This is a genomic window from Enhydrobacter sp. (assembly GCF_030246845.1).
In the GTDB taxonomy this organism is placed as follows: domain Bacteria; phylum Pseudomonadota; class Alphaproteobacteria; order Reyranellales; family Reyranellaceae; genus Reyranella.
The window spans coordinates 3054809-3078168 of record NZ_CP126889.1; the positions used below are offsets into that span (position 1 = coordinate 3054809).

Annotated in this window: 24 protein-coding genes and 1 pseudogene; 17 read left to right on the forward strand and 8 right to left on the reverse strand. The window is 66.5% G+C overall.

Features of this window, described 5'->3' with window-relative positions; all coding sequences use genetic code 11:
* Positions 1-10 precede the first annotated feature (10 nt).
* A complete protein-coding gene (locus tag OJF58_RS15310) occupies positions 11-2353 on the reverse strand; it encodes a xanthine dehydrogenase family protein molybdopterin-binding subunit (RefSeq protein ID WP_300778558.1) in 2343 nt (780 codons plus the stop codon).
* An 81-nt stretch (positions 2354-2434) separates the two neighbouring features.
* Between OJF58_RS15310 and OJF58_RS15315 the strand changes: the two genes are divergently transcribed.
* The 3 genes from OJF58_RS15315 to OJF58_RS15325 are packed head-to-tail and all read left to right on the forward strand — an operon-like array spanning position 2435 to position 5687.
* On the forward strand, positions 2435-4132 hold the full coding sequence (locus OJF58_RS15315; RefSeq protein ID WP_300778559.1) for a hydantoinase B/oxoprolinase family protein: 1698 nt from the start codon (positions 2435-2437) through the stop codon (positions 4130-4132).
* Complete coding sequence (locus OJF58_RS15320; RefSeq protein WP_300778560.1) at positions 4129-4671, forward strand: hypothetical protein; 543 nt, start codon at positions 4129-4131, stop codon at positions 4669-4671. The genes OJF58_RS15315 and OJF58_RS15320 overlap by 4 nt, the downstream gene beginning before the upstream one ends.
* Entirely contained in the window at positions 4668-5687 is a 1020-nt protein-coding gene (locus OJF58_RS15325) for an asparaginase (protein WP_300778561.1), read from the forward strand. Before OJF58_RS15320 ends, OJF58_RS15325 begins: the two co-directional genes overlap by 4 nt.
* On the opposite strand, the gene OJF58_RS15330 is transcribed toward OJF58_RS15325, so the two are convergent.
* Positions 5684-6070 carry a DUF983 domain-containing protein gene (locus OJF58_RS15330; protein ID WP_300778562.1) on the reverse strand — a complete coding sequence of 129 codons (387 nt, stop codon included), beginning with the start codon at positions 6068-6070 and terminating at the stop codon, positions 5684-5686. The two genes, OJF58_RS15325 and OJF58_RS15330, sit on opposite strands and share 4 nt — an antisense overlap.
* Before the next feature lie 75 nt (positions 6071-6145).
* Here OJF58_RS15330 and OJF58_RS15335 point away from each other — a divergent pair, with 75 nt between their 5' ends.
* The 4 genes from OJF58_RS15335 to OJF58_RS15350 all read left to right on the forward strand — a co-directional run bounded on the left by OJF58_RS15335 (position 6146) and on the right by OJF58_RS15350 (position 10482).
* On the forward strand, positions 6146-7522 hold the full coding sequence (locus OJF58_RS15335; RefSeq protein WP_300778563.1) for a PLP-dependent aminotransferase family protein: 1377 nt from the start codon (positions 6146-6148) through the stop codon (positions 7520-7522).
* 27 nt (positions 7523-7549) lie between these two features.
* Positions 7550-8953 (forward strand): cytochrome ubiquinol oxidase subunit I, encoded by a 1404-nt coding sequence (locus OJF58_RS15340; protein WP_300778564.1) that lies wholly within the window; start codon positions 7550-7552, stop codon positions 8951-8953.
* Positions 8954-8955: 2 nt separating this feature from the next.
* On the forward strand, positions 8956-9963 hold the full coding sequence (cydB, locus tag OJF58_RS15345; protein WP_300785284.1) for a cytochrome d ubiquinol oxidase subunit II: 1008 nt from the start codon (positions 8956-8958) through the stop codon (positions 9961-9963).
* A gap of 165 nt (positions 9964-10128) precedes the next feature.
* The gene (locus OJF58_RS15350) at positions 10129-10482 is read left to right on the forward strand and encodes a DUF1428 domain-containing protein (RefSeq protein WP_300778565.1); all 354 of its coding nucleotides are present in this window, start codon (positions 10129-10131) and stop codon (positions 10480-10482) included.
* On the opposite strand, the gene OJF58_RS15355 is transcribed toward OJF58_RS15350, so the two are convergent.
* Entirely contained in the window at positions 10479-10847 is a 369-nt protein-coding gene (locus OJF58_RS15355) for an MliC family protein (protein ID WP_300778566.1), read from the reverse strand. The two genes, OJF58_RS15350 and OJF58_RS15355, sit on opposite strands and share 4 nt — an antisense overlap.
* 131 nt (positions 10848-10978) lie before the next feature.
* Here OJF58_RS15355 and OJF58_RS15360 point away from each other — a divergent pair, with 131 nt between their 5' ends.
* Genes OJF58_RS15360 through OJF58_RS15375 form a run of 4 tightly spaced genes read left to right on the forward strand, consistent with a single transcriptional unit; the run spans position 10979 to position 14173 of the window.
* On the forward strand, positions 10979-11773 hold the full coding sequence (locus tag OJF58_RS15360) for an alpha/beta fold hydrolase (RefSeq protein ID WP_300778567.1): 795 nt from the start codon (positions 10979-10981) through the stop codon (positions 11771-11773).
* A complete protein-coding gene (locus OJF58_RS15365; RefSeq protein ID WP_300778568.1) occupies positions 11774-12955 on the forward strand; it encodes a M20 aminoacylase family protein in 1182 nt (393 codons plus the stop codon).
* Positions 12956-12987: 32 nt separating this feature from the next.
* Positions 12988-13593 carry a DsbA family protein gene (locus tag OJF58_RS15370; protein ID WP_300778569.1) on the forward strand — a complete coding sequence of 202 codons (606 nt, stop codon included), beginning with the start codon at positions 12988-12990 and terminating at the stop codon, positions 13591-13593.
* A gap of 40 nt (positions 13594-13633) precedes the next feature.
* Positions 13634-14173 carry a host attachment protein gene (locus tag OJF58_RS15375; protein ID WP_300778570.1) on the forward strand — a complete coding sequence of 180 codons (540 nt, stop codon included), beginning with the start codon at positions 13634-13636 and terminating at the stop codon, positions 14171-14173.
* 8 nt (positions 14174-14181) lie between these two features.
* On the opposite strand, the gene OJF58_RS15380 is transcribed toward OJF58_RS15375, so the two are convergent.
* Both OJF58_RS15380 and OJF58_RS15385 read right to left on the reverse strand, forming a co-directional pair.
* Positions 14182-14568 (reverse strand): HPF/RaiA family ribosome-associated protein, encoded by a 387-nt coding sequence (locus OJF58_RS15380; RefSeq protein WP_300778571.1) that lies wholly within the window; start codon positions 14566-14568, stop codon positions 14182-14184.
* 61 nt (positions 14569-14629) lie between these two features.
* A complete protein-coding gene (locus OJF58_RS15385) occupies positions 14630-14875 on the reverse strand; it encodes a DUF6356 family protein (protein ID WP_300778572.1) in 246 nt (81 codons plus the stop codon).
* 90 nt (positions 14876-14965) lie between these two features.
* Here OJF58_RS15385 and OJF58_RS15390 point away from each other — a divergent pair, with 90 nt between their 5' ends.
* Entirely contained in the window at positions 14966-15445 is a 480-nt protein-coding gene (locus OJF58_RS15390; protein WP_300785286.1) for an Lrp/AsnC family transcriptional regulator, read from the forward strand.
* A gap of 114 nt (positions 15446-15559) precedes the next feature.
* The gene (locus OJF58_RS15395) at positions 15560-16558 is read left to right on the forward strand and encodes a hydroxyacid dehydrogenase (RefSeq protein ID WP_300778573.1); all 999 of its coding nucleotides are present in this window, start codon (positions 15560-15562) and stop codon (positions 16556-16558) included.
* Between the two features lie 110 nt (positions 16559-16668).
* On the opposite strand, the pseudogene OJF58_RS15400 reads toward OJF58_RS15395, so the two are convergent.
* A pseudogene (locus tag OJF58_RS15400) lies at positions 16669-16842 on the reverse strand (Rdx family protein); the annotation flags it as partial.
* 93 nt (positions 16843-16935) lie between these two features.
* Between OJF58_RS15400 and OJF58_RS15405 the strand changes: the two are divergent.
* A complete protein-coding gene (locus OJF58_RS15405; protein WP_300778575.1) occupies positions 16936-17916 on the forward strand; it encodes an aldo/keto reductase in 981 nt (326 codons plus the stop codon).
* Here OJF58_RS15405 and OJF58_RS15410 read toward each other — a convergent pair.
* Complete coding sequence (locus OJF58_RS15410; RefSeq protein WP_300778576.1) at positions 17886-19106, reverse strand: MFS transporter; 1221 nt, start codon at positions 19104-19106, stop codon at positions 17886-17888. The two genes, OJF58_RS15405 and OJF58_RS15410, sit on opposite strands and share 31 nt — an antisense overlap.
* Before the next feature lie 90 nt (positions 19107-19196).
* Between OJF58_RS15410 and OJF58_RS15415 the strand changes: the two genes are divergently transcribed.
* Positions 19197-20066 carry an SMP-30/gluconolactonase/LRE family protein gene (locus OJF58_RS15415; RefSeq protein ID WP_300778577.1) on the forward strand — a complete coding sequence of 290 codons (870 nt, stop codon included), beginning with the start codon at positions 19197-19199 and terminating at the stop codon, positions 20064-20066.
* Positions 20063-21283, forward strand: a complete 1221-nt coding sequence (locus OJF58_RS15420) for an adenylate/guanylate cyclase domain-containing protein (RefSeq protein ID WP_300778578.1) — start codon at positions 20063-20065, stop codon at positions 21281-21283. Before OJF58_RS15415 ends, OJF58_RS15420 begins: the two co-directional genes overlap by 4 nt.
* Before the next feature lie 12 nt (positions 21284-21295).
* Here OJF58_RS15420 and OJF58_RS15425 read toward each other — a convergent pair whose 3' ends face one another.
* Positions 21296-22459 (reverse strand): serine hydrolase domain-containing protein, encoded by a 1164-nt coding sequence (locus OJF58_RS15425; RefSeq protein ID WP_300778579.1) that lies wholly within the window; start codon positions 22457-22459, stop codon positions 21296-21298.
* A gap of 126 nt (positions 22460-22585) precedes the next feature.
* On the opposite strand from OJF58_RS15425, the gene OJF58_RS15430 reads away from it, so the two are divergent.
* Complete coding sequence (locus OJF58_RS15430) at positions 22586-23359, forward strand: SDR family oxidoreductase (RefSeq protein ID WP_300778580.1); 774 nt, start codon at positions 22586-22588, stop codon at positions 23357-23359.
* The last annotated feature ends 1 nt before the right edge of the window (position 23360 follow it).

Here is a 23360-nt window from a genome sequence, read left to right on the forward strand (position 1 = left end):
ATGCTCCGCGCTACGACGACCCCAGCGCCTTCCAGACGCGTTCGGGGGTGCAGGGCATGTCGATATGCCTGCCGCCGAGTGCATCGACGATGGCGTTCATCACCGCGGGCAGGGAGCCTGCGCAACCGGCCTCGCCGCAGCCCTTGGCGCCCAGCACGTTGGTCTTGGCCGGCACCGAATGGAAGCCGACGCTGAAGGAAGGCACGTCGGCCGCACGGGGCAGGGCATAGTCGGTGAAGCTGCCGGTCAGGAGCTGGCCGTCCTCGCTGTAGACCGTGTGCTCCATCACCGCCTGGCCGATGCCCTGCACCACGCCGCCGTGGCTTTGCCCGGTCACCAGCAGCGGATTGATGACCGTGCCGAAGTCGTTGACCATCGTGTACTTCACAACCGCGACCGTCCCTGTCTCCGGATCGATCTCGACCTCGGCGACATGCGCACCGTTGGGGAACGCCGAGGGCGCGGCCTCGTGCACATGCGTGACGTCGAGTGTCGTGGGCATGCCCTCGGGCAGCTTGAGGCCCTGGCGCAGCTTCTCGGCCAGCTCCATGATGCCGATGCCGCGGTCGGTGCCGACGATGGCGAAGCGGCCGGCCTTGAACTCGATGTCGGCCGCCGAGGCCTCGAGCACATGGGCTGCGATCTGCTTGCCCTTCTCGATCACCTTCTCGGAAGCTTCGACGATCGCCGCGCCCGACGCCATGATCGATTTGGAGCCGCCCGTGCCGCCACCCGCGACCAGGAGGTCGCTGTCGCCCTGGATCAGCTTGATCCTGTCGAAGGGAATGCCGAGCTTCTCGGTCAGCACCTGTGCGAACGGCGACCAGTGGCCCTGGCCATAGTCGAGCGTGCCGGTGATGATGGTGACGTCGCCGTTCTTCTCGAAGCGCAGGCCGCCTTGTTCCTTCTGCGGCGGTGCCGTCACCTCGAGATAGTTGCCGAGCCCGCGGCCGCGCAGCTTGCCGCGCTTCCTGCTTTCGGCTTTGCGCTTCTCGAAGCCCGTCCAATCGGCGGCGGCCAGCGCCTTGTCGAGCAGCGTCGTGAAGTCGCCCGAGTCGTAGGTCGTCGCAGCCGGCGTCTTATGCGGCATGGCCGAGGGACTGATGTGGTTCTTCCGGCGCAGCTCCACGGGATCGATCTTCATCTCGCGCGCCGCCATGTCGACCAGCCGCTCCATGAAGTAGTTGCCCTCGGGTCGGCCGGCGCCGCGATAGGCGCTGACGGGGGTGGTGTTGGTGAACACGCACTTGGTGTTCACTTCGAGCGCCGGCGTCTTGTAGACGCCCACCGAATTCTTGGCGACGTTGAGCGTGCCCATCATCGGCGCCACGGTGCCGAGATAGGCGCCCATGTTGCTGTAGCCGGTGAAGCGCAGCGCGAGGAAATTGCCGTCCTTGTCGAGCGCCAGCTCGGCGTCAAACTCGTGGTCCCGGCCGTGCTGGTCGCTCAGGAACGACCCGGAACGGTCGTCGGTCCATTTGACCGGCCGGCCGAGCAGCCTGGCGGCGTGGAAGAGGCCAGCATACTCCGGATAGGCCGACGCCTTCATCCCGAACGAGCCGCCCACGTTGCCGGTCACCACGCGCACCTTGTCCGGCGGCACCTTGAGGATGTCGTTGGCAAGCTGGTTCTTGAGACCGAAAACGCCCTGGCTGCAGGAGTGCAGGGTATAACGGCCGGACGCGGCATCGAACTCGGCGATCGCCGAGCGAGGCTCCATCGCCGCCACCACGACACGATTGTTGACGATGTGCAGCCGGGTGACGTGCGCGGCCCTGGCGAACCCTTCCGCAACCTTCGTCGCATCGCCGAAGCGATAGTCGAGGCAGACATTGTCGGGCACGTCGTCATAAAGGCGCGGCGCGCCGGGCTGGCAGGCGGCCTTGGCATCGGTGACGGCCGGCAGCGGCTCGATCTCGACCACGACCGCCTCGGCAGCATCCTTCGCCTGCGCGAGCGTCTCGGCCACGACGAAGGCCACCGGATCGCCCACGAACCTCACCTTGTCGACGGGCATCGACGGCCGCTCCGGCTTCTTCATCGGCGAGCCGTCGCGGTTGGGGAAGGGGATGATGCATTTCAGGAGACCGAAGCCCGCCGCCACGAGATCGGCGCCGGTCCATACGCCCAGCACGCCGGGCATCTTCTTCGCCTCGGCCGTATCGATGCCTTTCAGGACGCCGTGTGCCACCTGGCTTCGCACCATCACGGCATAGGCCTGGTTCGAGAGGTTGACGTCGTCCGTATAGCGGCCCCGGCCCCTGAGCAGGGTGGGGTCTTCCTGCCGCGGCACCGGCTGGCCGATGCCGAATTTCATCAAATTGAGATTGTCCGCATCCAGAGGCGCGTTCATGGCGGTCCGTCCGAAAATGGGTTGGGAGGTCGGCAAGGATCATAGCGCACGACCCGGGGGGCTGTGCTAGTCATTGCTGCCATGTCGAACCTCGATCCCGTGACCCTGACGGTCATCCAGAACGGCCTGATCCAGGTCTGCAACGAGATGGATCTCGCCTTCGTGCGCTCGGCCTTCTCGCCGGTGATCTCGGAGGGCATGGACCGTTCCGACGGCATCTATGCCGCCGAGGACGGCGCGCTGATCGCGCAGGGAGAGCTCGGCCTGCCGGTGTTCGTCGGCACCATGCAGTTCTCGACCCGAGCGGTGATCGATCGGGTGAAAACCCACTATGCCGGCAGGGTCGATCCGGGCGACGTGTTCATCGTCAACGATCCCTACCTCGGCGGCACGCATCTGATGGACGTGCGCTTCGTGAAGCCCTTCTTCTACAAGGGCGAGCTGTTCGCCTGGCTCGCCAACACGGGGCACTGGCCCGATGTCGGCGGCATGGTGCCGGGCGGCTTCTCGGCGAGCGCCACAGAGGTCGAGCAGGAAGGCCTGCGCCTGCCGCCGATCAAGTTCTTCAAGAAGGGCGAGATGGACCAGGAGATCCTGTCGATCATCCTGAGCAACATCCGCATCGCCGACCAGCGCATCGGCGACATCAAGGCGCAGGCGGCCGCCCTCACGACCGGCGAGCAGCGGCTCACGGCGCTGATCGACCGCTACGGCGCCGCCACGGTGCGCCAGGCGATCGCCGAGATGCGCCATCGCGCCGAGCGCCAGATGCGGGCCAGGATCGCGGCCATCCCCGACGGAGTCTACGAAGGCAGTTCCCAGGTCGACAGCGACGGCGTGGTCGACGAGCCGCTCACCATCCGGATGAAGGTCACGAAGAAGGGCGAGGACCTCACCTTCGACATGACCGGCTCCAGCCCGCCCTGCCGCGGACCGATGAACAGCGTGATCGCCACCACCCGGTCGGCGATCTATCTCGCCATCAAGCACATCTTCCCCGAGGTGCCCATCAATGCCGGCACCTTCGAGCCGCTGCACGTTGTCGATCCGGAGGGCACCTTCCTCTACGCCAGATATCCGCGTCCCGTCTCGGGTTGTGCGGCCGAGGTGAGCCAGCGCATCGCCGAGGCGGTATTCGCCGCGCTGACGCACGCCATCCCCGACCTCCTCTTCGCGGCGCCTGCCGGCACCTCGGGCAACCTTGGCGTCGGTGGCTACGACCCCGAGCGCAAGCGCAACTACATCATGTATCTCTTCACCGGCGGCGGTTACGGCGGCTTCCGGGGCGGCGATGGCCTCTCCAACGGCTGCTCCACGATCGGCATCTCCAAGATGCCGCCGGTCGAGGTGCTGGAGCAGTTCTATCCGGTTCTGTTCGAGGAGTTCTCGCTGCGCGAAGGATCGGGCGGCGCCGGCGAATATCGCGGCGGGTTCGGTATCAACTACGCGATCAGGCTGCGCCGCGGCGAGGCGCGCGTGTCAATGGTGATGGATCATGGCCGTACCGGCCCACAGGGCGTGCTGGGCGGCCGCGACGGCGGCACCAATACGGTGCTCGTGACGCAAGGCGGCAAAACCTATCGGCCGCCGCATCTTTCCAAGGACCAGGATATCCGGATCGGCGCCGGCGACGTGGTCCGGGTGTCGACGCCGGGCGGCGGCGGCTTCGGCGATCCCGCCCGGCGCAAGCCCGAGCTGGTCGCACGCGACATCGCGCGTGGCTACTATACGCCTGCGGAGGCGCGCGAGAAGTTCGGCGTTCCGCTGGCCGCGGAATGACTCTTTTTCGTCGTGGGCTCCTCGCCTTGCCGATGCTCGCGCTGGCATTGCCGGGCGAGGCGCAAACGCCGCTGCGCCTGCCGGAGCAATGGTACGGCGTCGAGGTCGAGGACAATGTCTTCACCGTGCAGATGCCGGGCATTCCGGATCATCGCATCGTGAGCGACGTATCGGCGCACGGAACGCCGTTTCAGCTCCACTCCTACAGCCTCGACGCCGGGGGTTTTTCCTACGTGGCGCAGAGCGCGCTCTATCCTGGCGACGTCAATGCCGCCAACCCGCGCGCCATCCTGCAGGCTGCGCTCGACAGCCGGGCGCGCAGCCTCGAAGGCGGCAAATGGAGCAGGGTCGACTGGCGGCCGATGCAGGGCGCGGCGGCCGTCGCGTCCACCGGTTCCTTGCGCGGCGGCAATGCCTTGCGACAGCTCGTGCTCCTGAAGGGCAGACGTTTCGTCTCGCTTGCCTTCCTGGGACCGGCCCGCTCCGTGTCCGGCCCCGATGCCGAGCGCTTCTTCAACTCGCTGAAGCTCGAAACATGACCAAGCCGCGCATCCATGTCCTGGCCCTCGGCGGCACCATTGCCACACGTCCCGACGCGGCGGGTGCCATGCAGATGGGATTGGGCGCCGACGATCTGGTGGCGGCCGTGCCGACGCTCGGCAAGATCGCCGAGATCGAGGCCGAGACCGTGTCGCGCGTCGGCAGCCATTCGCTTTCCTTCGACCAGATTCACGCCCTTGCCAGCCGGATCCGCGCGCTCGAGGCGGACGGCATCGTCGTGACACAAGGCACCGACACGCTGGAGGAGACGGGCTTCCTGCTCGACCTGTTGCTCGATCTCGATGTGCCGGTGGTCGTGACGGCGGCGATGCGCAATCCTGCGCTGACCTCGCCGGACGGGCCCGGCAATCTGCTGGCTGCGGTGCGAGTCGCGACCGATCCGTGGGTGCGGACGCATGCCAAGGCGTTGGGCGTCATGGCGGTGATGCTCGACGAGGTGTACGCGGCCGCGGATGTGCTCAAGGTCCATCCGACCCGGATCAACGCCTTTGCTTCCACCCAGACTGGGCCGCTCGCGGCGTTGGTCGAGGACCGTGTCGTCCCGCTCTCGCTGCCGGTGCGCGACGCAATCGTCACGGCGCGCCGGCGCCTTGGCAACACAGTGCCTGGCAAAGCCTCGCCCGTGGCGCTGCTCTGGATGGCGCTCGACGAGCCGGGCGGGCTGGTCGAGGCGATGCTCGCGGCACCTGATCGCCTCGGCTATCGCGGCGCAGTGATCGCGGCCATGGGCGGCGGCCATACGCCCGAGCGTGCGACCGACATCCTCGTCCGACTTGCCGCGGCGATGCCGGCTGTCGTTTCGCCGCGCGCCGGCGGTGGGCCGCTGCTTGAAAAGACCTACGGCGGGCCGAGCTCGGAGATCGCCCTGCGCAAGGCGGGCCTGATCTGGGGCGGCCGGCTGCATCCGTTGAAAGCGCGCGTCCTGCTCGAAACCTGCCTGCGCGCCGGATTGGACCGGCCAGCGATTATCGACGTGTTCGCCGCCTGGAACTAGGCTCTGGCCCGCTTCGCTTCGGCGAAGCCGTGCATGCCCATCTGCCATTGCAGGGCGACGATCATCCCCTTGGTCGGCCGAAGCAGGCCGATGCCCAGGCCCAGCACCAAGGGCAACCACAACACGGCATGCAGCCAGTAGGGCGGCGTGTAGGCGATCTCGACGCACATCGCGAGCGGCACGACGATATGACCGACCAGGACGATCACGAGATAGGCCGGAAAATCGTCGGCACGGTGATGATGGAGCGCCTCGCCACAGCTTGCGCAGCGCTCGGCAACCTTCACGAAGGCGCGGAACAGGTTGCCTTCGCCGCAAGCCGGGCAGCGGCCGCGCAAGCCGCGTGTCAGCCAGTTGCCGGCTCCCTTCGCCGATAGCGACATATCACGTCTCCGGTTTGAGCAACTTGTATATCCGTACAAGTTGCCATACAATCAATATCAAAATGGGAATGTTGTATGGATTGGCGCCCTACACTCAGCGATCGGCGCGGACCGGTCTATGAGAGCATCGTCGATGCCCTGGCGGCCGACATCGCCTCGGGTCGGCTGCATCGTGGCGAGCGCCTGCCCACGCATCGCGCGCTGGCGAGCGCGCTCGGCGTCGATCTCACGACCGTCACGCGCGCCTACGGCGAGGCGCGCCGCCGTGGCTTGACCGAAGCCCGGGTGGGCCAGGGAACGTTCGTCGCCGAGAGCCGGATGCGTGCGCCGCGTTCGGCGGCGGCCGGCATCGAGTTCGACCTGTCGATGAACCTGCCCCCCGAGCCGATCGAGGCCGATCTCGAAGGCCGGCTCACCCGCGGCCTGGCCGCCTTGCGGCACGACTACGGCATCAGCGATTTCCTGAGCTATCAGCAATCGGGCGGGAGCGAGCGCGATCGAGGTGTGGCGGCGGACTGGTTGCGGCGGCGCGTGCGCATCGCGACCGCGGCGACGCTGCTGATCTCACCCGGCACACAGGTGGCGCTCATGAGCCTGCTGCTCACGCTCACCCGGCCGGGTGACGTCGTGCTCACGGATCGTCTCACCTATCCGGGATTCAAGGCGGCCGCGGCCGCTGTCGGGGTGCGTCTCGTCGGTGTCGCGGCCGACGATCAGGGGATGGATGCCGCCGCACTCGACGAAGCTTGCAGGCACCATGTGCCCAAGGCCGTGTATCTCATTCCCACGCTACACAATCCGACGACGGTGACGGTGACCCAGGCGCGCCGGGAAGAACTCGCGGCCGTCATTCGCCGCCGCAACCTGGTGCTGATCGAGGACGATGCCTACGGTTGTCTCGAGCCCCGGGCGCAACCGATCGCCACGCTCATTCCCGAGCGCAGCTATCTCGCCGCGAGCTTCTCGAAGTGCATCGCCCCTGGCTTGCGCGTGTCGCTCGTGCTGGCGCCCGATCGCACGGCGGCGGCCGCCTTCGCCAATGCGCTGCGTGCGGTCGCGCAGATGCCGGTACCGTTGACGGTGGCGCTCGTCTTGCGCTGGCTGGCCGATGGCAGTGCTGACGCGATCATCGCGGCCATCACGGCCGAAGCCGCGGCGCGACAGAAGCTCGCGGCAAAGGCGCTGCTCGGCCAGGTCTACAAGGCCCATCCCAGAGGCCATCATCTTTGGCTGACGCTGCCTTCGGCCTGGAATCGTACGGAGTTCGCGGCCCATATCCAGCGCCAGGGACTTGCGCTGGTGACGAGCGACAGCTTTAGTGTCGACAACGCACCGGAGCATGCTGTCCGTGTCGCACTTGGAGTTGCGCGCGGCCGTGCCGATCTCGTAAGCGCTCTGGAAGTCCTCACGGTCGCCTTGAACGCGCCTGCGTCAGCGTCTCGCATCGTCTAACGTCGTTCCTGTGATTGAGATGGCAGCATGTTCGAAGCTTTCGACGCAACCCTGCTGGCGCGGCTGCAGTTCGCCTTCACTGTTTCGTTCCACTTCGTCTTCCCGTCGTTCACGATCGGTCTCGCGAGCTACCTCGCCGTGCTGGAGGCGATGTGGCTTGTCACCGGGCGCGCCGCGTACCTCAACCTTTTCAAGTACTGGCTGAAGATCTTCTCGCTGGTCTTCGGCATGGGCGTGGTGTCGGGGATCGTCATGTCCTACCAGTTCGGCACCAACTGGGCGGTCTATTCCCAGAAGGCCGGTCCCGTGGTCGGTCCGCTGATGGCCTACGAGGTGCTCACGGCCTTCTTCCTCGAGGCCGGCTTTCTCGGCGTCATGCTGTTCGGCATGAACCGTGTCGGACGGGGGCTGCACTTCGTGGCGACGCTCGCGGTTGCCGTCGGCACGCTGATCTCCGCCTTCTGGATCCTTGCCGCCAACAGCTGGATGCAGACGCCGGTCGGCCACACGGTCGCGGCGAATGGCCAGTTCGTGCCTGCTGACTGGTGGCAAATCATCTTCAATCCGTCGTTTCCCTATCGCTTGGCGCACACCGTGACGGCCTCCTACCTTACGACGGCGCTGGCCGTCGGCGCGGTCGCGGCGTGGCATCTGTTGCGCGGACGGAAAGGCGAGGGTGTGCGCGTCATGTTCTCCATGGCGATGGGCATGATCACCGTGACGGCGCCGATCCAGATCCTGCTCGGCGACCAGCACGGCCTCAACACGCTCGAATACCAGCCGATCAAGGTGATGGCGATGGAAGGCCACTTCGAGAGCCATCCCGATGGCGCGCCGCTGATCCTGTTCGGCTGGCCTGATCAGGCGGCCGCCAAGGTGCGCGACGAGGTGTCGGTGCCCAAGCTTTCGTCGCTGATCCTGAAGCATTCGCTCGACGCACCGCTCAAGGGCCTCGATACGGTGCCGCGCAGCGAATGGCCGCCCGTGGCGACCGTGTTCTGGTCGTTCCGGGTCATGGTCGGACTCGGCCTGCTGATGCTGCTCTTGGGCGCCTGGAGCCTGCTCGCCCGGCTCTGGCGCGGCCTCTACGACTGGAAGTGGTTGCACCGGCTCGCCCTGGTCATGGGACCGGCCGGATTTGTCGCGGTGATCGCCGGATGGGTGACGACCGAGGTCGGCCGACAGCCCTATACCGTTTATGGCCTGTTGCGCACGGCCGATTCCGTGTCGCCGCTGCAGGCGCCAGCGGTCGCTTCATCGCTCGTCGCCTTCATCGTCGTCTACTTCATCGTGTTCGGTGCCGGCATCCTCTATGTCCTGCGGCTGATGGGTCAGACGCCGCACGAGGACGAGGCCGGGCCCGACGCCGTGCCGACCCATGCGGCCGGCATCACGCCGGCGCCCGCCGTCGCGGCAGGCCGGAGGACATGACCATGCCGATCGCGTTCGATCTGCCCATCATCTGGGCCTTCATCATCACCTTCGCGATCTTCGCCTATGTCGTGATGGACGGCTTCGATCTCGGCATCGGCATCCTGTTTCCGTTCTTTGCCGAAGGACAGGAGCGCAACAGCGCCATGAACTCGATCGCGCCGGTCTGGGACGGCAACGAGACCTGGCTGGTGCTGGGCGGCGGCGGGCTGATGGCCGCGTTCCCGATCGCCTACGGCATCATCCTGTCCGCGCTGTATACGCCGATCGTCGCCATGCTGCTGGCGCTGATCTTCCGCGGCGTTGCCTTCGAGTTCCGCTGGCGCGATGCGCGCCATCGCAAATACTGGGATGCGGGCTTTACGCTGGGCTCGATCGTCGCGGCACTGGCGCAGGGCATCACGCTCGGCGGCCTGCTGCAGGGCATCGCCGTGCATGACAACGCCTATGCCGGCGGCTGGTGGGACTGGCTGTCGCCGTTCAGCGTGCTCGTCGGAGTGAGCCTCGTGTGCGGCTACGCGCTCCTGGGCGCGACATGGCTGATCATGAAGAGCGAGGGCACGCTGCAGGACCATTGCCATCGCCTGGCGCTTCGCTTCGGTATCGCGACCATTGTCGGCATGGCGGCGGTGAGCGCGGCGACGCCTTTCCTCAGCAACGAGTACGCGACGCGCTGGTTCGACTGGCCGCAGGTCCTGTTCACCGCGCAGGTGCCGCTGCTGGTCGCGATCGCCTCGGTCGCCTTCTTCTTCGCGCTGCGCTACCGGCACGACCATTGGCCGTTCCTGATCGCGCTCGCCCTGTTCGCACTTGGTCTCGCCGGCCTCGGCGTCAGCCTCTATCCCTACGTGGTGCCGCGCGCCGTCACCATCTGGGATGCGGCAGCGCCGCCGGCCAGCCTGGAATTCATGCTGGTCGGCGCGGCCATCATGGTGCCGATCATCCTTGCCTACACCGGCTACGCCTACTGGGTGTTCCGCGGCAAGACCGGGCACGAGGGCTATCATTGATGCCGTCCGCCCGGCAGTGGCTCTGGTTCGTGGGCCTGTGGGCCGCAGGCGTTGGCATCACCGCCCTGGTCGGCTACGGCCTGCGCCTCTGGCTCAAATAGGCAGTCGACATACGCTGTGAAATTCGCTTATGGTTAACCAGAAAGTTAAGCGATTGGAGTACGCATGGCCTATGTCGATGGTTTTGTCCTGCCCGTCCCCAGACGCAAGCTGGCGGCGTACAAGCGCCTGTCGGCCAAGGCCGGCAAGATCTGGCGCGAGCACGGCGCGCTCGAATACCGCGAATGCGCGGGCGACGATCTCAAGGTGAAGATGGGCGTTCCCTTCGGCAAGCTTGCCAAGGCGAAGCCCGGCGAGACCGTGGTGTTCTCCTATATCGTCTACAAATCGCGCGCGCACCGCGACCGCGTCCTCGCCAAGGTCATGTCCGACAAGCGCCTGGCGGACGGCGCCAACTCGATGCCCTTCGATCCCAAGCGCATGGCCTGGGGCGGCTTCGAGACCATCGTCGACGTCTAAGTCGTACGGCGCGTCGGGCGGCAGTTCCAGGCGAGCGGCCGGCTGCCGCCGTAGTTCTCGCGCAGCGAGGCAAGGTCGTCGCGGCCGACCCATTGCACGGAGGCGTCGGCGTAGCGAAAGCCATCGCCCACGGGCTGATACTCGGTGCGCCATGTCCTGTTCTCGAAGGTCACGGTCGCCCGGTTCCTTGCATAGACCACCAGCACCTCCTTGCGGTCCTCGCAAGTGTAGGCGATGCCGTGCGGTATCTTGTCGTCCGGCGCCGGGCGCGCAATGGGCGCCGGAGCGGTGACCGTCGCGCTTTGCTGCGTGCAGGCGCCCAACGGCGCGACCAGCATGACGGCGGCAGTCGACAGGGGACGCATCGAGCGATTTCCTTTTGCTGTATTTCGGGGAGCGGGAGCTTAGCGGCCTCGGCATTCGAGGCAACGCTTCCAAGCCTGGCGCCGCCTGCGCATACTGCCGCGCCCGCCGAAGACCGCGGGAGGGGGATGGAATGCCGCATTTGAAGCTGCGCGACGGCGCCGAGCTCTACTACGAGAAGTCGGGCAGCGGTCCGCCGCTTTTCCTCGTGCCCGGACTGGGCGGCGATGGCCGCTTCTGGAGCGAGCATGTCTCCGGCCTTGCCGAGGAATTCACCGTGGTGGTGCACGATCATCGCGGCACGGCCCGCAGCACGCTGTCGCGCATCGTCTACAGTGTGACGCAGATGGCCGACGATGCACTGCAGCTCATCGAGGGGCTGGGCTTCGACAAGGTCCATTGGTGCGGCCATTCCACCGGCGGGGCGATGGGCCAGGTGCTGGCGATCGAGCATCCGCACCGTATCGACCGGCTGGTGCTGAGCGCCACCTGGGCCAAAACCGACGCCTTCTTCCGCCGTCTCTTTGAGGTGCGTTCCCAGACGCTGCGCGAGCTGGGGCCGGCCGCCTACCTAAAGGCGAGCGCGCTGGCGCTGAACATGCCCGCCTGGATCCGCGACCATGATGCTGACCTCGCGGCCTCAGAGGCGAAAGCCAAGGAGACGATTCCGGCTCCCGAGATCGTGCTGTCGCGTATCGCCGCCATCGTGGCGCACGACCGGCGGGCGGAGCTGCAGAAGGTCCGGGCGCCCACGCTCGCCATCTGCGCCCGCGACGACATGGTGACGCCGCTCTATTTCACGGAAGAGCTGGTGCGTCTCATCCCCGGGGCCCGGGCCTATGTCCTGCCGGACGGCGGGCATTTCTATCCGAGCGTGCATGGCGCCGAATTCCGGCGTGTAATGACCTCTTTCCTGCTGGAGTCCTGAATGCCTGCCAAAATCGAGCCGAAGATTGCCGCTTTCGCCGCCGAGCTGACGGCCATCCGCCGCGACATCCATGCCCATCCGGAGCTCGGCTTCGAGGAGGACCGGACATCGAAAATCGTCGCCGGCAAGCTCAAGGAATGGGGCTGCGAGGTCACGACCGGGATCGGCAAGACCGGTGTCGTGGGCACCATCCGGGTCGGCAACAATCCAAAGGCGATCGGGCTGCGCGCCGACATGGATGCGCTGCCGATGGACGAGCACAACACCTTCGACTATCGCAGCCGCCATCAGGGTCGCATGCATGCCTGCGGCCACGACGGCCACACGACGATGCTCCTGGGGGCGGCCAAGTATCTCTCGGCGACGCGCAACTTCGATGGCACCGTCCACCTCATCTTCCAGCCGGCCGAGGAAGGCCGCGGCGGGGCCGAGGCCATGGTGAAGGATGGCCTTTTCGAGAAGTTTCCCTGCGAGCAGATCTTCGGCATGCACAACAGGCCCAAGCTCGATGTCGGCAAGTTCGCCATCCGTCCCGGTCCGCAGATGGCGGGCGGCGGCTTGTTCGACATCAGGATCACCGGCAAGGGCGCGCACGGGGCGCGGCCGGAGACGGGCATCGATCCCGTCATCATCGCCACGCAGATCATATCCGCGTTGCAGAGTGTGGTGTCGCGCAACGTGGCGCCGCTCGACTCCGCTGTGATCTCGGTAACGCAGATGCATGCCGGCGACGCCTACAACGTGATCCCGCAGGAGGCAGTCCTGCGCGGCACCATCCGCGCCTTCCGCAAGGAGACGATGGCGCTGGTCAAGGAGCGCATCGAGACGATTTCCAGGGGCATCGCCAAGACACTGGGGGGCACGGCGGAGCCCGATGTGCGCGTCGTGTTCCCGCCGCTGGTGAACGATCGGGACTCGGTGGAGTTCATCGCCGACGTCGCCGCCTCCATCGTCGGTGAGGAGAACATGAATCGGGAGGGGCCCTATGTCATGGCTTCGGAGGACTTCTCCTACATGCTGGAGAAAGTGCCCGGCGCCTTCATCAATATCGGCAATGGCGGCGGCGAGGGCGGCTGCGAGGTCCACAATCCAAGCTACGACTTCAACGACGAGATCCTGACGCTGGGCGCCACCCTTTGGTCGCGCGTGGTGGAAACCAAGCTGGCGAAGGACCGGAGATAGCTTCTTCTGGACCGCGCGCATCCGCATAAGCCATGCCCGCCGAAATCGTCCTCTGGTCCGACTATGTGAGCCCCTACGCCTTCGTCGCCAAGGCGTGGGCCTACGCGCTCGAGGCCGACTACGAGGTCGTCCTGCACTGGCGGCCCTATACGCTCGACATCGCCTCGTTCCAGGGTTCGGTCGAGGAGCGCGATCCGCACCACTGGCGACGCGTGCGCTACGCCTACATGGACGCCCGCCGCTTCGCCAACAAGCAGGGCCTGACGCTGATGGGACCGAAGAAGATCTACTTCGCCCGCCCGGCCAATGCCGGCATGCTCTACGCCCAGAAACATCGCGCATTCCCCCGCTATAACGATCTCGCCTTCGACCGCTTCTGGCGCCGCGCCCTCGATCCGGAGAATGTCGAAGCGGTCGAGGGCCTGCTGGTCGAAGCGGGGGCGCCCGCCGGCTTCGCCGCCTTCCTGGCAGGCGAGGGCGGCGCCGAGCACGATCGCCTGCGCAACGAGGCCGAGGGCTCGGGCGTTTTCGGGGTGCCGACTTTCGTCTTCGAGGGCGAGCTTTTCTGGGGCGGCGATCGTGTCGGGCTGCTGCGAGAACGGCTCGACGAAAAAGGCGTGAAACGCCGCCGCACCTGAAGCGAAACAGGGTCGGCTGTCCTCGCGAAGGAGGCTGTCGATGGCCAAATCGGTGATGAAACCGCGGCGCAAGGCGCGCCTACCGGCGGCGCCCCAGATGGAGCCACTGCGCAAGCGCACGCTGATCGTGGTGGCCGACAGCGCGCGCGCCCGCTTCCTCGAGCCGAGCGAGGACGCGCGCAAGCTCGTGCCGGCGAGCCAGCTCGATCTGGTCTCCCCGACCAGCCGGCGGCCGACGCGCGATCTCGTCGCCGACAAGCCCGGCCGGGGATTCCGTTCAGCGAGCAGCCGCATGCGCCATGCCTACGAACAGACGCACGACCTGCACAAGCTCGAGAAGCACAAGTTCGTCGAGTCGCTTGCAAGGACGCTGGACGACATCCGCAGACGCGGCGAATTCGATCGGCTGGTGCTCGTGGCGCCGGCCCGCAGCCTCGGCGAGCTGCGCGGTCTGCTGTCGCCACGCGTTCGGCGCATGATCTCTCACGAGGTGCCGAAGGATCTCACCGCCTCCACGCCGACCTCGCTCAAGCGGGCTCTGGCGGCGATCCTGCCGACGCCGGTCGTGTCCCCGCCCTAGCGGTGCGGTCACTGCTGGTCGGGTCTGTTGATCGTGCGTTCGACACGCTCGCGCAAGGTCTTCACCTCGCCGCGCTGCTTCTTCGCCCGGTCCGTCAGCAGGCGCTTGGCGCGGCGGAAGGCGTCGTTCACGGCGAATTGCGGGATGGCGTAGCGATCGTCGGCCTGCGGCGTCTGGTCGATGTCGATGTTGATGCCGCCTGGCAGGACCATGTGGATGTTGACTCGATAGAGATTGTTGGTGCGATGGCGCCGGTCGGGCACCTGGACGATGACGTGACAGGCCGTCATCCGCCCATAGAGCCTCTCCAGGCTCTCGACATGCTCGCGGACGAAACCGTCCAGCGCCTCGCTGGTCTCGCCTCCTTGGAAGGTCACTCGCAGCGGCGTTTCCATGCTCATCCCCCTGAGCTTGTTCACCTTTCGGTAAACGCCGCGCGAGAAGGCGGGTTGCCGGCTACTCGGCGGCGACCATTGGCCTGTCTGCCTGCTCCTGCTGTACCACGCGGTGGCTAACCATGCGGCGATGCAGGCCGCGGATCGTGTCACTGCCTCGGGTGAGACAGAGCCACGGGAAGAGACCGTGCACGAAGCAGGCGAGGCTTCCCAGAAGCATACGCCCGCCGAAGCCGAATGCCATGCCCATGTGCTCGAGATAGGTCTCGTTGACCGAGGCGGGGTGGTCGGTGAAGCGCCGCAACATGGAGAAAGTCTAGCGGTGGACCCTGAAAATGGGTTGCAAGCTTCGCCTCGTCGACGTCAGTATCGAGAACAAAATTCCAAAGAGAAGCCCATGCCGGCGAAATTTTTGCTAGATTCCTTTGACCGGAAGATTCTGGATTGCCTGCAGGACGACTCGGACATGCCTTTGGCGGAGGTGGCGAGGCGGGTGGGACTGTCGACCACGCCCTGCTGGCGCCGCATCAACCGCCTGACGGAGGAAGGGATCATCCGGGCACGCGTGGCGCTTCTCGATCGCAAGGCGGTCAATGCCGGCGTCACGGTGTTCGTGGCGGTGCGCACGGCCCAGCACAACGCCCAATGGTTGGCCCGCTTCGCGAAGGCCGTGGCATCGTTTCCCGAAGTGATGGATTGCTACCGCATGAGCGGCGAGATCGACTATCTGATCCGGCTCGCCCTGCCCGACATCGACGCCTACGACGCCTTCTACAAGCGCCTGATCGCCAGGATCGAGCTTTCCGACGTCACCTCCATGTTCGCCATGGAGGAGATCAAATCGACGACCCGGCTGCCGCTCTCTTACCTGCCTTGAACCGGCGGACGATTGCCTCGCGAAACGCGGTCACATTGCTTGCGCCCGATCTGGCTTCGCGGCGTGGCTGCCACTAGGATCGCGGCCGTTCGATCCATGACCGCAGGGGAAACGATGTCTACGGGCCCGAATTCCGGCAAGAACCGCAAGAAAGTCCTGATCGTCGGCCGCATGCCGCAGGCCGGCCTCGACGTGCTGAAGAAGCGCGACGATGTCGAATACGAGATCCTGACCGACGATTCGGTTTCCTCGCTGCATCCCAGGCTCAAGGACGCCAACGCCGTCACGCTCGGCGCCACGCCCTTCCGCCAGGCCGAGCTCGACGCCGCGCCCGGCATGATGGTGGTGGCGCGCCTGGGGGTCGGCTTCGACGCGGTCGAAATTCCCGCACTCAACAAGCGCAGGATTCCGCTCATGACGACCGGCATCGCCAACTCGGTCTCGGTCGCCGAGCATGCGATGTACATGATGCTGGCGGCGGCGCGGCTCACCAGGAAGCACGACCGCTTCGTGCGCGAGGGTGGCTGGGGCCAGCGTCTTTCCGATCTGCCGGCCGATCTGTCGGGCAAGTCGGTGCTGGTGGTCGGCATGGGCCGCATCGGCTCGCGCACGGCGAAGCGCTGCGTCGCCTTCGAGATGGAGACCTACGTGCTCGACCCCAACATCTCCGAGGCCGAGATCAGGAAGGCCGGCGCCATCAAGGTGACGGACCTCAAGGCGGTCCTGCCCAAGGTCGATTTCGTCTCCGTCCACTGCCCCAAGTCACCGGAGACGGTGAACATGTTCAATGCCGAGACGCTCGGCCTGATGAAGCCCGATGCGTTCCTGGTGAACACCGCCCGCGGCGGCATCGTGAACGAGGAGGCGCTCTACAACGCGCTCAGCACCGGCAAGCTGCGCGGCGCCGGCCTCGACGTGCTCGACCGCGAGCCGCCCGATCCCAAGAACAAGCTGTTCGCGCTCGAGAACGTCATCTTCAGCCCGCACATGGCAGGCGTCACCAAGGAGGCGAGCGACCGCATGGCCGTCACGGCCGTCGAGAACATCCTGTCGGTGTTCGACGGCCGGCCCAACGCCGCCAACGTCGTGAACAAGGAAGTCCTGTCGGCCTGAGAGCAAGCGCAACGGCTATCTCGTGTCATCCCGAACGAAGGGATCTTTAATAGCGCAAACAAAAGATCTCTCGCTGCGCTCGGGAGACACTGCAGGTGCGCGGCAAAGCTTTACCCGGCCAGCAGATCGTCGATCTCGGCGTCGGTCGGGAAGCGGCCGGTCTTGCCGCGGGTGTATTTCAGCGTGCCGTCGACGGTGACGTCGAACTGGCCGGACTTGCCGGGACGCAGCTCGACGTCGGTCGTGCCCAGTTTCTCGAGGCGTTCCCTCACACGGAGGGCTTGCGGCTTGTAGCCTCAAGCACCGCAATATTCGATCAGGACCTTCATTCGCGAAAAGTGGGGCCTTAAGCTCGGCCCGACAAGGGGGATCTCTCGATGAAATATGGACCGCTTGGCCGTTCGGGCCTGATCGTGAGCCGCATCTGTCTCGGCGGCAATTCGTGGGGCGCCAAGGGGCGCCGTGGCTGGGGCAAGTTCGACGAGGCCGAGGCGCCGGCCTATTTCAAGCGCGCCCTCGATGTCGGCATCACCTTCTTCGACACCGCGGACACCTACAATTTTGGCCGCTCCGAGGAGATCATGGGCGCGACGCTCCTGAAGATGGCCAAGCGCGAGGAGATCGTGCTCTCGACCAAGGTCGGCATCCGGATGAGCCCCGTCGCCAACGACCAGGGCACCGGCCGCAAGCACCTGATGGCTTCGGTCGACGAGCAGCTCCGGCGCCTGCAGACCGACTATATCGACGTCTATCAGGTCCATCGGCTCGATCCCCATACGCCGATGGAGGAGACGATGTACTCGCTCGACCAGATCGTGCGTTCAGGCAAGGTGCGCTACATCGGCGGCTCGACCATGCCGGCCTATAAGTTCGCGCAGATGGTGATGATCGCCGACTGGAAGGGCTATGCACGGCCGATCGCCATGCAGAATCTCTTCAACCTGATCCAGCGCGAGGAGGAACGCGAGATGAACCGGCTCTGCCAGGAGCAGGGCGTTGGTCTCATTCCCTACTCGCCGCTGGCGCGCGGGTTCCTCGCCGGCAACCGCAGCAAGGAGGGCGGCGGCGCCACCGAGCGGTCGAAGAACGATGCACAGGTCCAGCCCGGCACCTATCGCGACTGCGACTGGGAGATCGTCGAGCGGCTGAAGAGGATCGCGGCGGCGCGCGGCTGCACGCCGGCCCAGGCCGCGCTCGCCTGGCTGCTCGCCAAGCCCTACATGGGCGCGCCCATCATCGGCGCGACCGACCTGGAGCAGCTCATGTCGGCGGCGAAGGCCACCGAGATCGCACTGAGCGACGCGGAGTGCAGGCAGCTCGAGGAGCCCTATCGGTTCCGCGTGTCGCCGGCCAACTGACGACGGTGTTTCAACGCGCTCGCGAACCACATCGCGAGCATGGGCAGGAAGAGCGCCGCAGCCCAGAAGATCGGCGGGGCGCCAAAGCGGTCGACGATGGGCGCGGCAATCGGCACGCCGATCGCCTGGCCCACGAACAGGCAAAGCGCGAACAGCGCCAGCGCCGAGCCGCGCGCTTCGGGCGCCATCTGGGTGCCGTTGGTCTGCAGTGTGTTGTGCAGCATGTAAAAGGCGATGCCAAGCACAACGATCGCGACGAAGGCCACGATGGCATTGGACGCGAGGGCCAGAACGGCGAAGCCAAGGCTCAATCCCATGCCGCCCCAAAGGCATAGCCCACGCTCACCCAGCAGGCGCACGAGATACGGGGCGATCGTCACATAGATGAAGCCGCCGCTGCCGAAAGCCGCGACCGCGAGACCGACGAAGGCGAAGCCGAGACCGAAACGCTGGTGCAGATCGGTGGCGACGAAGGTGAAGCAGCCCCAGAAGACGCCGCCTTCCAGGGCGACCACGAGGATCACGGTGCGCGCCCATGGCCGGCGCAGTACACCCATCATCTGGCTCAGCATCGAGCCGCCGGCGCGCACAGCAGGCCGGGCAATGTGAGGACGGGCGCGCATGGTGGCGAAAAGCGCCGCACCGGCCAGCGAATAGATCGTCGCCAGGATCCAGAACACGGCGCGCCAGCCCAGCCAGTCGCCCACGGCGCCACCGAGGGCCGCACCCGTCGCCAGCCCCAGGGTCTGTCCGCTCAGGAAGCGTGCCAGCGTCGCCTGCCGTCGCTCGTAGCCGACATTGTCGCCGACCCACGCCATGGCGAGCGGAATGATGGCCGAGCTGGTGACGCCGGCAAGAAAGCGCGTGGCCGCGAGCATCGCGAGCGAGACCGAAAGCGCGCTCGCCACGCAGCAGAGGGCGGCGCCCACGCAGGCGATGGCGACCACCGGCATCTTGCCGTGCCGGTCGCCGAAGGGGCCGTGCACGAGCACGAACACGCCGTTGGCCAGCAGAAACAGCGTCGCCGCGATCGAGGCCCGGCCCGGCGTGACGCCGAACTCGCGGCCGAGCTCGACCAGCAGCGGATCGACGATCCGCATGTTGGCGGCGGAGGCGAAGGCTGCGATCGAAAGGAGGACGATGGCGAACGAGGGGGCGGACCGCGCGCCGGCGGCGGAAAGCGTGGACATCGGGACGCAGCCTTAGCGCAGATCGCGGCCGGGTCGCCACAGCGGCGCCTGCAAGGCTACACTGCGACCGAACGACAAAGGGATCGATGGATGCAACGCAAGCTCGAGCAGGTCGCCACGGGCTACGGCCTGATCGAAGGGCCGGTGTGGGATCCGGCCCGCGGCCTTTACTTCAGCGATGTATTGAACGGCGGTGTCCATCTGCTGGACCGGTCGGGCAGCGTGTCTCTCGTCATGCCCAAGCGGCGGGGCATTGGCGGCATGGCACTGCATGCGTCGGGCGGTCTGGTCGTCGGCGGTCGCGATATTGCCTGGGTGTCGCTCTCCGGCGGGGAGACGCGACCGCTGCTGTCGCTCGATAAAATTCCCGGCGCCACGGGCTTCAACGATCTCACCACCGATCGGGCCGGCCGAATCTATGTCGGCTCGCTCGCTTTTCGCGTCTTCGGCGGCGATCCACCCAGGCCGGGGCATCTGCATGTGATCGATCTCGACGGGGCGATGCGCACCATCTCCGACGGCATCCTGCTGACCAACGGTCTCGGCTTCTCGCCCGACGGCCGGCGCCTTTATCACAGCGATGCGCGCGCGAATATCGTGCGCGTGTACGACGTGGCATCCGACGGCAAGGTCGCCGCCTGGCGGACCTTCGCGACTCTCGGTCCCGACGGCGTGCCGGACGGCCTGAAGGTCGCCGGCGACGGCTCGGTCTGGTTGGCCGATGCCCATGGCGGCCGGGTCGCCGTGTTCGATGCCGACGGCACACACCGCGAGGACATCGCGGTCCCCCTATCCATGGTGACCAGCCTGTGCTTCGGCGGCGACGATCTGCGCGATCTCTATGTCGTCACCGGCTCGCGCGGCGGACCAAGCGACAATTGCGGCAGCATCTTTCACACCCGGGTCGACGTCGCTGGCCTCGCCCTGCCGCCGGCGCGCGTCGCCCTGCCGGCGCCATGAAGCCCGACGTGCTTTCCGAATGGCTGGTCGGCGCTGGCCTGCGCAGCCTGCCGTTCGAGGAGCTGATCGACGGCTTTGCGCGGCGTTTGAACGACGCGGGCATCGCAGCCGCTCGCCTGTTCGTCGGCATGGATACGCTGCACCCCCTGGTGCGAGCCCGGAGCGTGATCTGGGATCGCAGCGAGGGGCCCGCGACGCACTACGAGTTCCAGCACATCGAGATCGATGCGCCGATCATAGCGCAAAGCCCGTTTGCGGCGATGCTGCGGCAGGGCATCGAGAGGCAGCAGTTGGACCTCACCCTTCCCGCCGTCGAAGGTGAGCCTCCGGTCTTCGCCGAGCTGCGCGATGCCGGCATGACAGAATGGCTGGGGCGAACTTTTCCCTTGGGCGAATCGACGCCGCGGTTGCCAACCCCTCACGTTGCTGAGGCAGCGGGGCAGCTTTGGCTCGTTTGCTCGGTCAGCACCGATCGCTCTGGCGGCTTTGTCGAGTCCGACATCAAGCGGCTCGACGCGATCCTGCCTCTGTTCGCGCTCGCGGTGAAGGCGACTACGGCGCGCTGGATCGGCCAAGGCTTGCTTGCCTCCTATCTGGGCATCGACCCGGCGGCACGCGTCTTCGCGGGCACGGTGCAGCGTGGCGAGGTACTCGGGGTCGAGGCGGTACTGTTCTATGCTGACCTGCGCGACTTCACGGGCTTCGCCGACCGGTTGCCGCCGCGCGAACTGATCGGCCTCCTCGACGAGTGCTTCGAATGCATGGTGCGGCCGCTGACGCGACACGGAGGCGAGGTCCTGAAGTTCCTGGGAGATGGGCTGCTCGCGATCTTTTCGACCGAACGACGGCGGCGCGACGAGACTTGTGCGCTGGCGCTGACCGCGGCCAGCGAAGCGCTGGACCTGATGGATCTGCTGGCGGCCAAACGGGTCGGTGCTGGTCAGCCGACGCCAAGCCTCGATATTGCGCTTCATGTCGGCGAGGTGCTGTACGGCAACGTCGGCGCCGACGCACGGCTCGATTTCACCGTGATCGGACCGGCGGTGAACGAGGCCGCGCGGATCGAGCTCCTGTGCAAGGAGCTCGGCCGTAATCTGCTGGTCAGCCAGGCCTTCGCGGCCGCCGCCGGAAGGAGCCGCGACCATCTGGCCTCACTCGGCCGCCACCGCTTGCGCGGCGTGAGCGAGGAGACCGAGCTCTTTACCCTTGCAGGCTAGCCCGATGGCTGGTCAGGCGTCGTAGACTGCCTTCTCGAAAGCGTAATAGAGCGGCAGCGCCTTGACGTCCGCGAAAGGCAGGACCTGCGTTGCATAGACTCCGCCGATCCCCTTCTTCTGGTCGATCCAGTAATAGGTGTTGGCGAGTCCTGCCCAAGCGAGGCTGCCGGCCGACCGCCCGGTCGGTGCCGGCGCATTGTTGATCATGAAGCTCAGCCCCCATTGCTTCTCGAGCCCGGGGAAGAACTCCGCATCGTTGGAGAGCGGCGGGATCGCCGTCTTCAGCACGCAGACCTTGCAATCGCCCATCGCGTTCTTCGACATCTGCGCCACGGTCTCGGGCTTCAGCACCTGCTCGCCCCGATCGGACTTGCCCTGGTTCAGCATCATGCGCACGAACTTCAGGTAGTCGCCCGCGGTGCCGTAGAGCCCGCCGCCCCCCATCTCGAACTCCGGCTGCTGCGGGATCTCGAGCTCCATGTCGGGCGTCAGGGCGCCGTCGGCGCCGCGGTGGTGGATCTTGGCGAGCCGGCCGCGCATGTCGGGCGAGATGAAGAAGGCCGTGCTGTCCATGCCGAGCGGTCCCAGCACGTTGTCCTCGAGATATTGGCCGAGCTTCTTGCCGCTCGTCGCCTCGACCATCTTGCCGGCCCAGTCGATGTTGATACCGTAGTCCCAGCGTTCGCCGGGGTCAAACAGCAGCGGCGTGGTCAGCGCCTTGTTCTCGCAGCCCGTGATCCCCGGCACGCCCATCGCCTGCTGGTACTTGGCGATGTCGCCGTTCCAGATTTCATACGAGAAGCCGGCGGTGTGGGTGAGCAGGTGGCGCAGCGTGATGTCGCGGCGCGGCTTGCGCGTCCTGGGCTTGCCGGCGGCGTCGAACCCTTCGAGCACCTGGACCTCGCCGAGATAGGGGATGACGGACCTGGCCGGCGCGTCGAGGCCGAGCTTGCCGCGCTCGACCTGCTGCATCGCCGCCGTGCCGGTGATCGCCTTGGTCATCGAGGCGATCCAGACGACGGTGTCGGGCGTCATTTCGGCCGGTTGGCCCAGCACGCGCTTGCCGAAGCCGCCCTCGTAGGTCGTGCCCTTGGCGTCGGTCGCGACCGCGACCACCCCCGGGACGTCGCCCCTGGCGACCGATTCCTTCAGCAGCTTGTCGACTGCGGCCTTCATGGCGTTCCTCCTGCGTTTCGCGTGCTGTGCTGCGCCCTCCGAACCCGTACGCGTACCGCCGGAATTAGGGCATGGGGCGCAAGCCGGCACAAGGCGCTCGACTTCTTTCGCGCGGCCTGGAGCGCTATGCTCGCCGCCATGAAGCTCGAGGGCCGTGTCGCCATTGTCACCGGCGCCGCGTCCGGCATCGGCGCCGCATCGGCGCGCCTGTTCGCGGCGGAAGGCGCGCGCCTCGCACTGGTCGACCTCGACGAGAAGGGCCTGGGACGGGTCGCGGCGGACATCGAAGGCCGAAGTGGACAGGCGATCACAGTTGCGGCCGACGTCAGCAGTGGCAGCCAGGCCCGTGAAGGCGTGGCACGGGTCATGGCGACATGGGGCCGGGTCGACGTGCTGCTCACGGCGGCCGGCGTGTCGCTCGGCGGGACTGTCGACAGTCTCGACGAGGCGACCTGGGACAAGACCTTCGCCGTCAACGTGAAAGGGACCTATCTCTGGGTCCATCACGCCATCCAGCCGATGATCGCCGCCGGATCGGGCGCCATCGTGACCGTGGGATCGCAGCTTGCCCAGTCGAGCCTGGGAAAGAACGCGGCCTATGTCGCGTCGAAAGGCGCGATCGCCTCGTTCACCAAGACCATCGCCGTCGATCACGCGCGTCAGGGCATCCGCGTCAACGCCCTGATGCCGGGCGTCATAGATACGCCGATGCCGGCGCGTTCGCTGCAACGGCAGGCCGATCCCGAGGCGGCGCGTGCGTTCTGGAAGCAGCGCCATCCGATGGGCCGCATCGGCCAGCCCGAAGAGGTGGCGAAGGCGGCGCTGTTCCTGGCGAGCGACGACTCGTCCTTTGTCACCGGGACGCTGCTGTTCGCCGACGGCGGCTGGACGGCGCACTGAC

Excerpts from the sequence above, each read along its gene's own strand:
- OJF58_RS15310 (WP_300778558.1), bottom strand. The coding sequence starts at position 2,353 with ATGAACGCGCCTCTGGATGCGGACAATCTCAATTTGATGAAATTCGGC.
- OJF58_RS15315 (WP_300778559.1), top strand. The coding sequence starts at position 2,435 with ATGTCGAACCTCGATCCCGTGACCCTGACGGTCATCCAGAACGGCCTG.
- OJF58_RS15320 (WP_300778560.1), top strand. The coding sequence starts at position 4,129 with ATGACTCTTTTTCGTCGTGGGCTCCTCGCCTTGCCGATGCTCGCGCTG.
- OJF58_RS15325 (WP_300778561.1), top strand. The coding sequence starts at position 4,668 with ATGACCAAGCCGCGCATCCATGTCCTGGCCCTCGGCGGCACCATTGCC.
- OJF58_RS15330 (WP_300778562.1), bottom strand. The coding sequence starts at position 6,070 with ATGTCGCTATCGGCGAAGGGAGCCGGCAACTGGCTGACACGCGGCTTG.
- OJF58_RS15335 (WP_300778563.1), top strand. The coding sequence starts at position 6,146 with ATGGATTGGCGCCCTACACTCAGCGATCGGCGCGGACCGGTCTATGAG.
- OJF58_RS15340 (WP_300778564.1), top strand. The coding sequence starts at position 7,550 with ATGTTCGAAGCTTTCGACGCAACCCTGCTGGCGCGGCTGCAGTTCGCC.
- cydB (WP_300785284.1), top strand. The coding sequence starts at position 8,956 with ATGCCGATCGCGTTCGATCTGCCCATCATCTGGGCCTTCATCATCACC.
- OJF58_RS15350 (WP_300778565.1), top strand. The coding sequence starts at position 10,129 with ATGGCCTATGTCGATGGTTTTGTCCTGCCCGTCCCCAGACGCAAGCTG.
- OJF58_RS15355 (WP_300778566.1), bottom strand. The coding sequence starts at position 10,847 with ATGCGTCCCCTGTCGACTGCCGCCGTCATGCTGGTCGCGCCGTTGGGC.
- OJF58_RS15360 (WP_300778567.1), top strand. The coding sequence starts at position 10,979 with ATGCCGCATTTGAAGCTGCGCGACGGCGCCGAGCTCTACTACGAGAAG.
- OJF58_RS15365 (WP_300778568.1), top strand. The coding sequence starts at position 11,774 with ATGCCTGCCAAAATCGAGCCGAAGATTGCCGCTTTCGCCGCCGAGCTG.
- OJF58_RS15370 (WP_300778569.1), top strand. The coding sequence starts at position 12,988 with ATGCCCGCCGAAATCGTCCTCTGGTCCGACTATGTGAGCCCCTACGCC.
- OJF58_RS15375 (WP_300778570.1), top strand. The coding sequence starts at position 13,634 with ATGGCCAAATCGGTGATGAAACCGCGGCGCAAGGCGCGCCTACCGGCG.
- OJF58_RS15380 (WP_300778571.1), bottom strand. The coding sequence starts at position 14,568 with ATGGAAACGCCGCTGCGAGTGACCTTCCAAGGAGGCGAGACCAGCGAG.
- OJF58_RS15385 (WP_300778572.1), bottom strand. The coding sequence starts at position 14,875 with ATGTTGCGGCGCTTCACCGACCACCCCGCCTCGGTCAACGAGACCTAT.
- OJF58_RS15390 (WP_300785286.1), top strand. The coding sequence starts at position 14,966 with ATGCCGGCGAAATTTTTGCTAGATTCCTTTGACCGGAAGATTCTGGAT.
- OJF58_RS15395 (WP_300778573.1), top strand. The coding sequence starts at position 15,560 with ATGTCTACGGGCCCGAATTCCGGCAAGAACCGCAAGAAAGTCCTGATC.
- OJF58_RS15405 (WP_300778575.1), top strand. The coding sequence starts at position 16,936 with ATGAAATATGGACCGCTTGGCCGTTCGGGCCTGATCGTGAGCCGCATC.
- OJF58_RS15410 (WP_300778576.1), bottom strand. The coding sequence starts at position 19,106 with ATGTCCACGCTTTCCGCCGCCGGCGCGCGGTCCGCCCCCTCGTTCGCC.
- OJF58_RS15415 (WP_300778577.1), top strand. The coding sequence starts at position 19,197 with ATGCAACGCAAGCTCGAGCAGGTCGCCACGGGCTACGGCCTGATCGAA.
- OJF58_RS15420 (WP_300778578.1), top strand. The coding sequence starts at position 20,063 with ATGAAGCCCGACGTGCTTTCCGAATGGCTGGTCGGCGCTGGCCTGCGC.
- OJF58_RS15425 (WP_300778579.1), bottom strand. The coding sequence starts at position 22,459 with ATGAAGGCCGCAGTCGACAAGCTGCTGAAGGAATCGGTCGCCAGGGGC.
- OJF58_RS15430 (WP_300778580.1), top strand. The coding sequence starts at position 22,586 with ATGCTCGCCGCCATGAAGCTCGAGGGCCGTGTCGCCATTGTCACCGGC.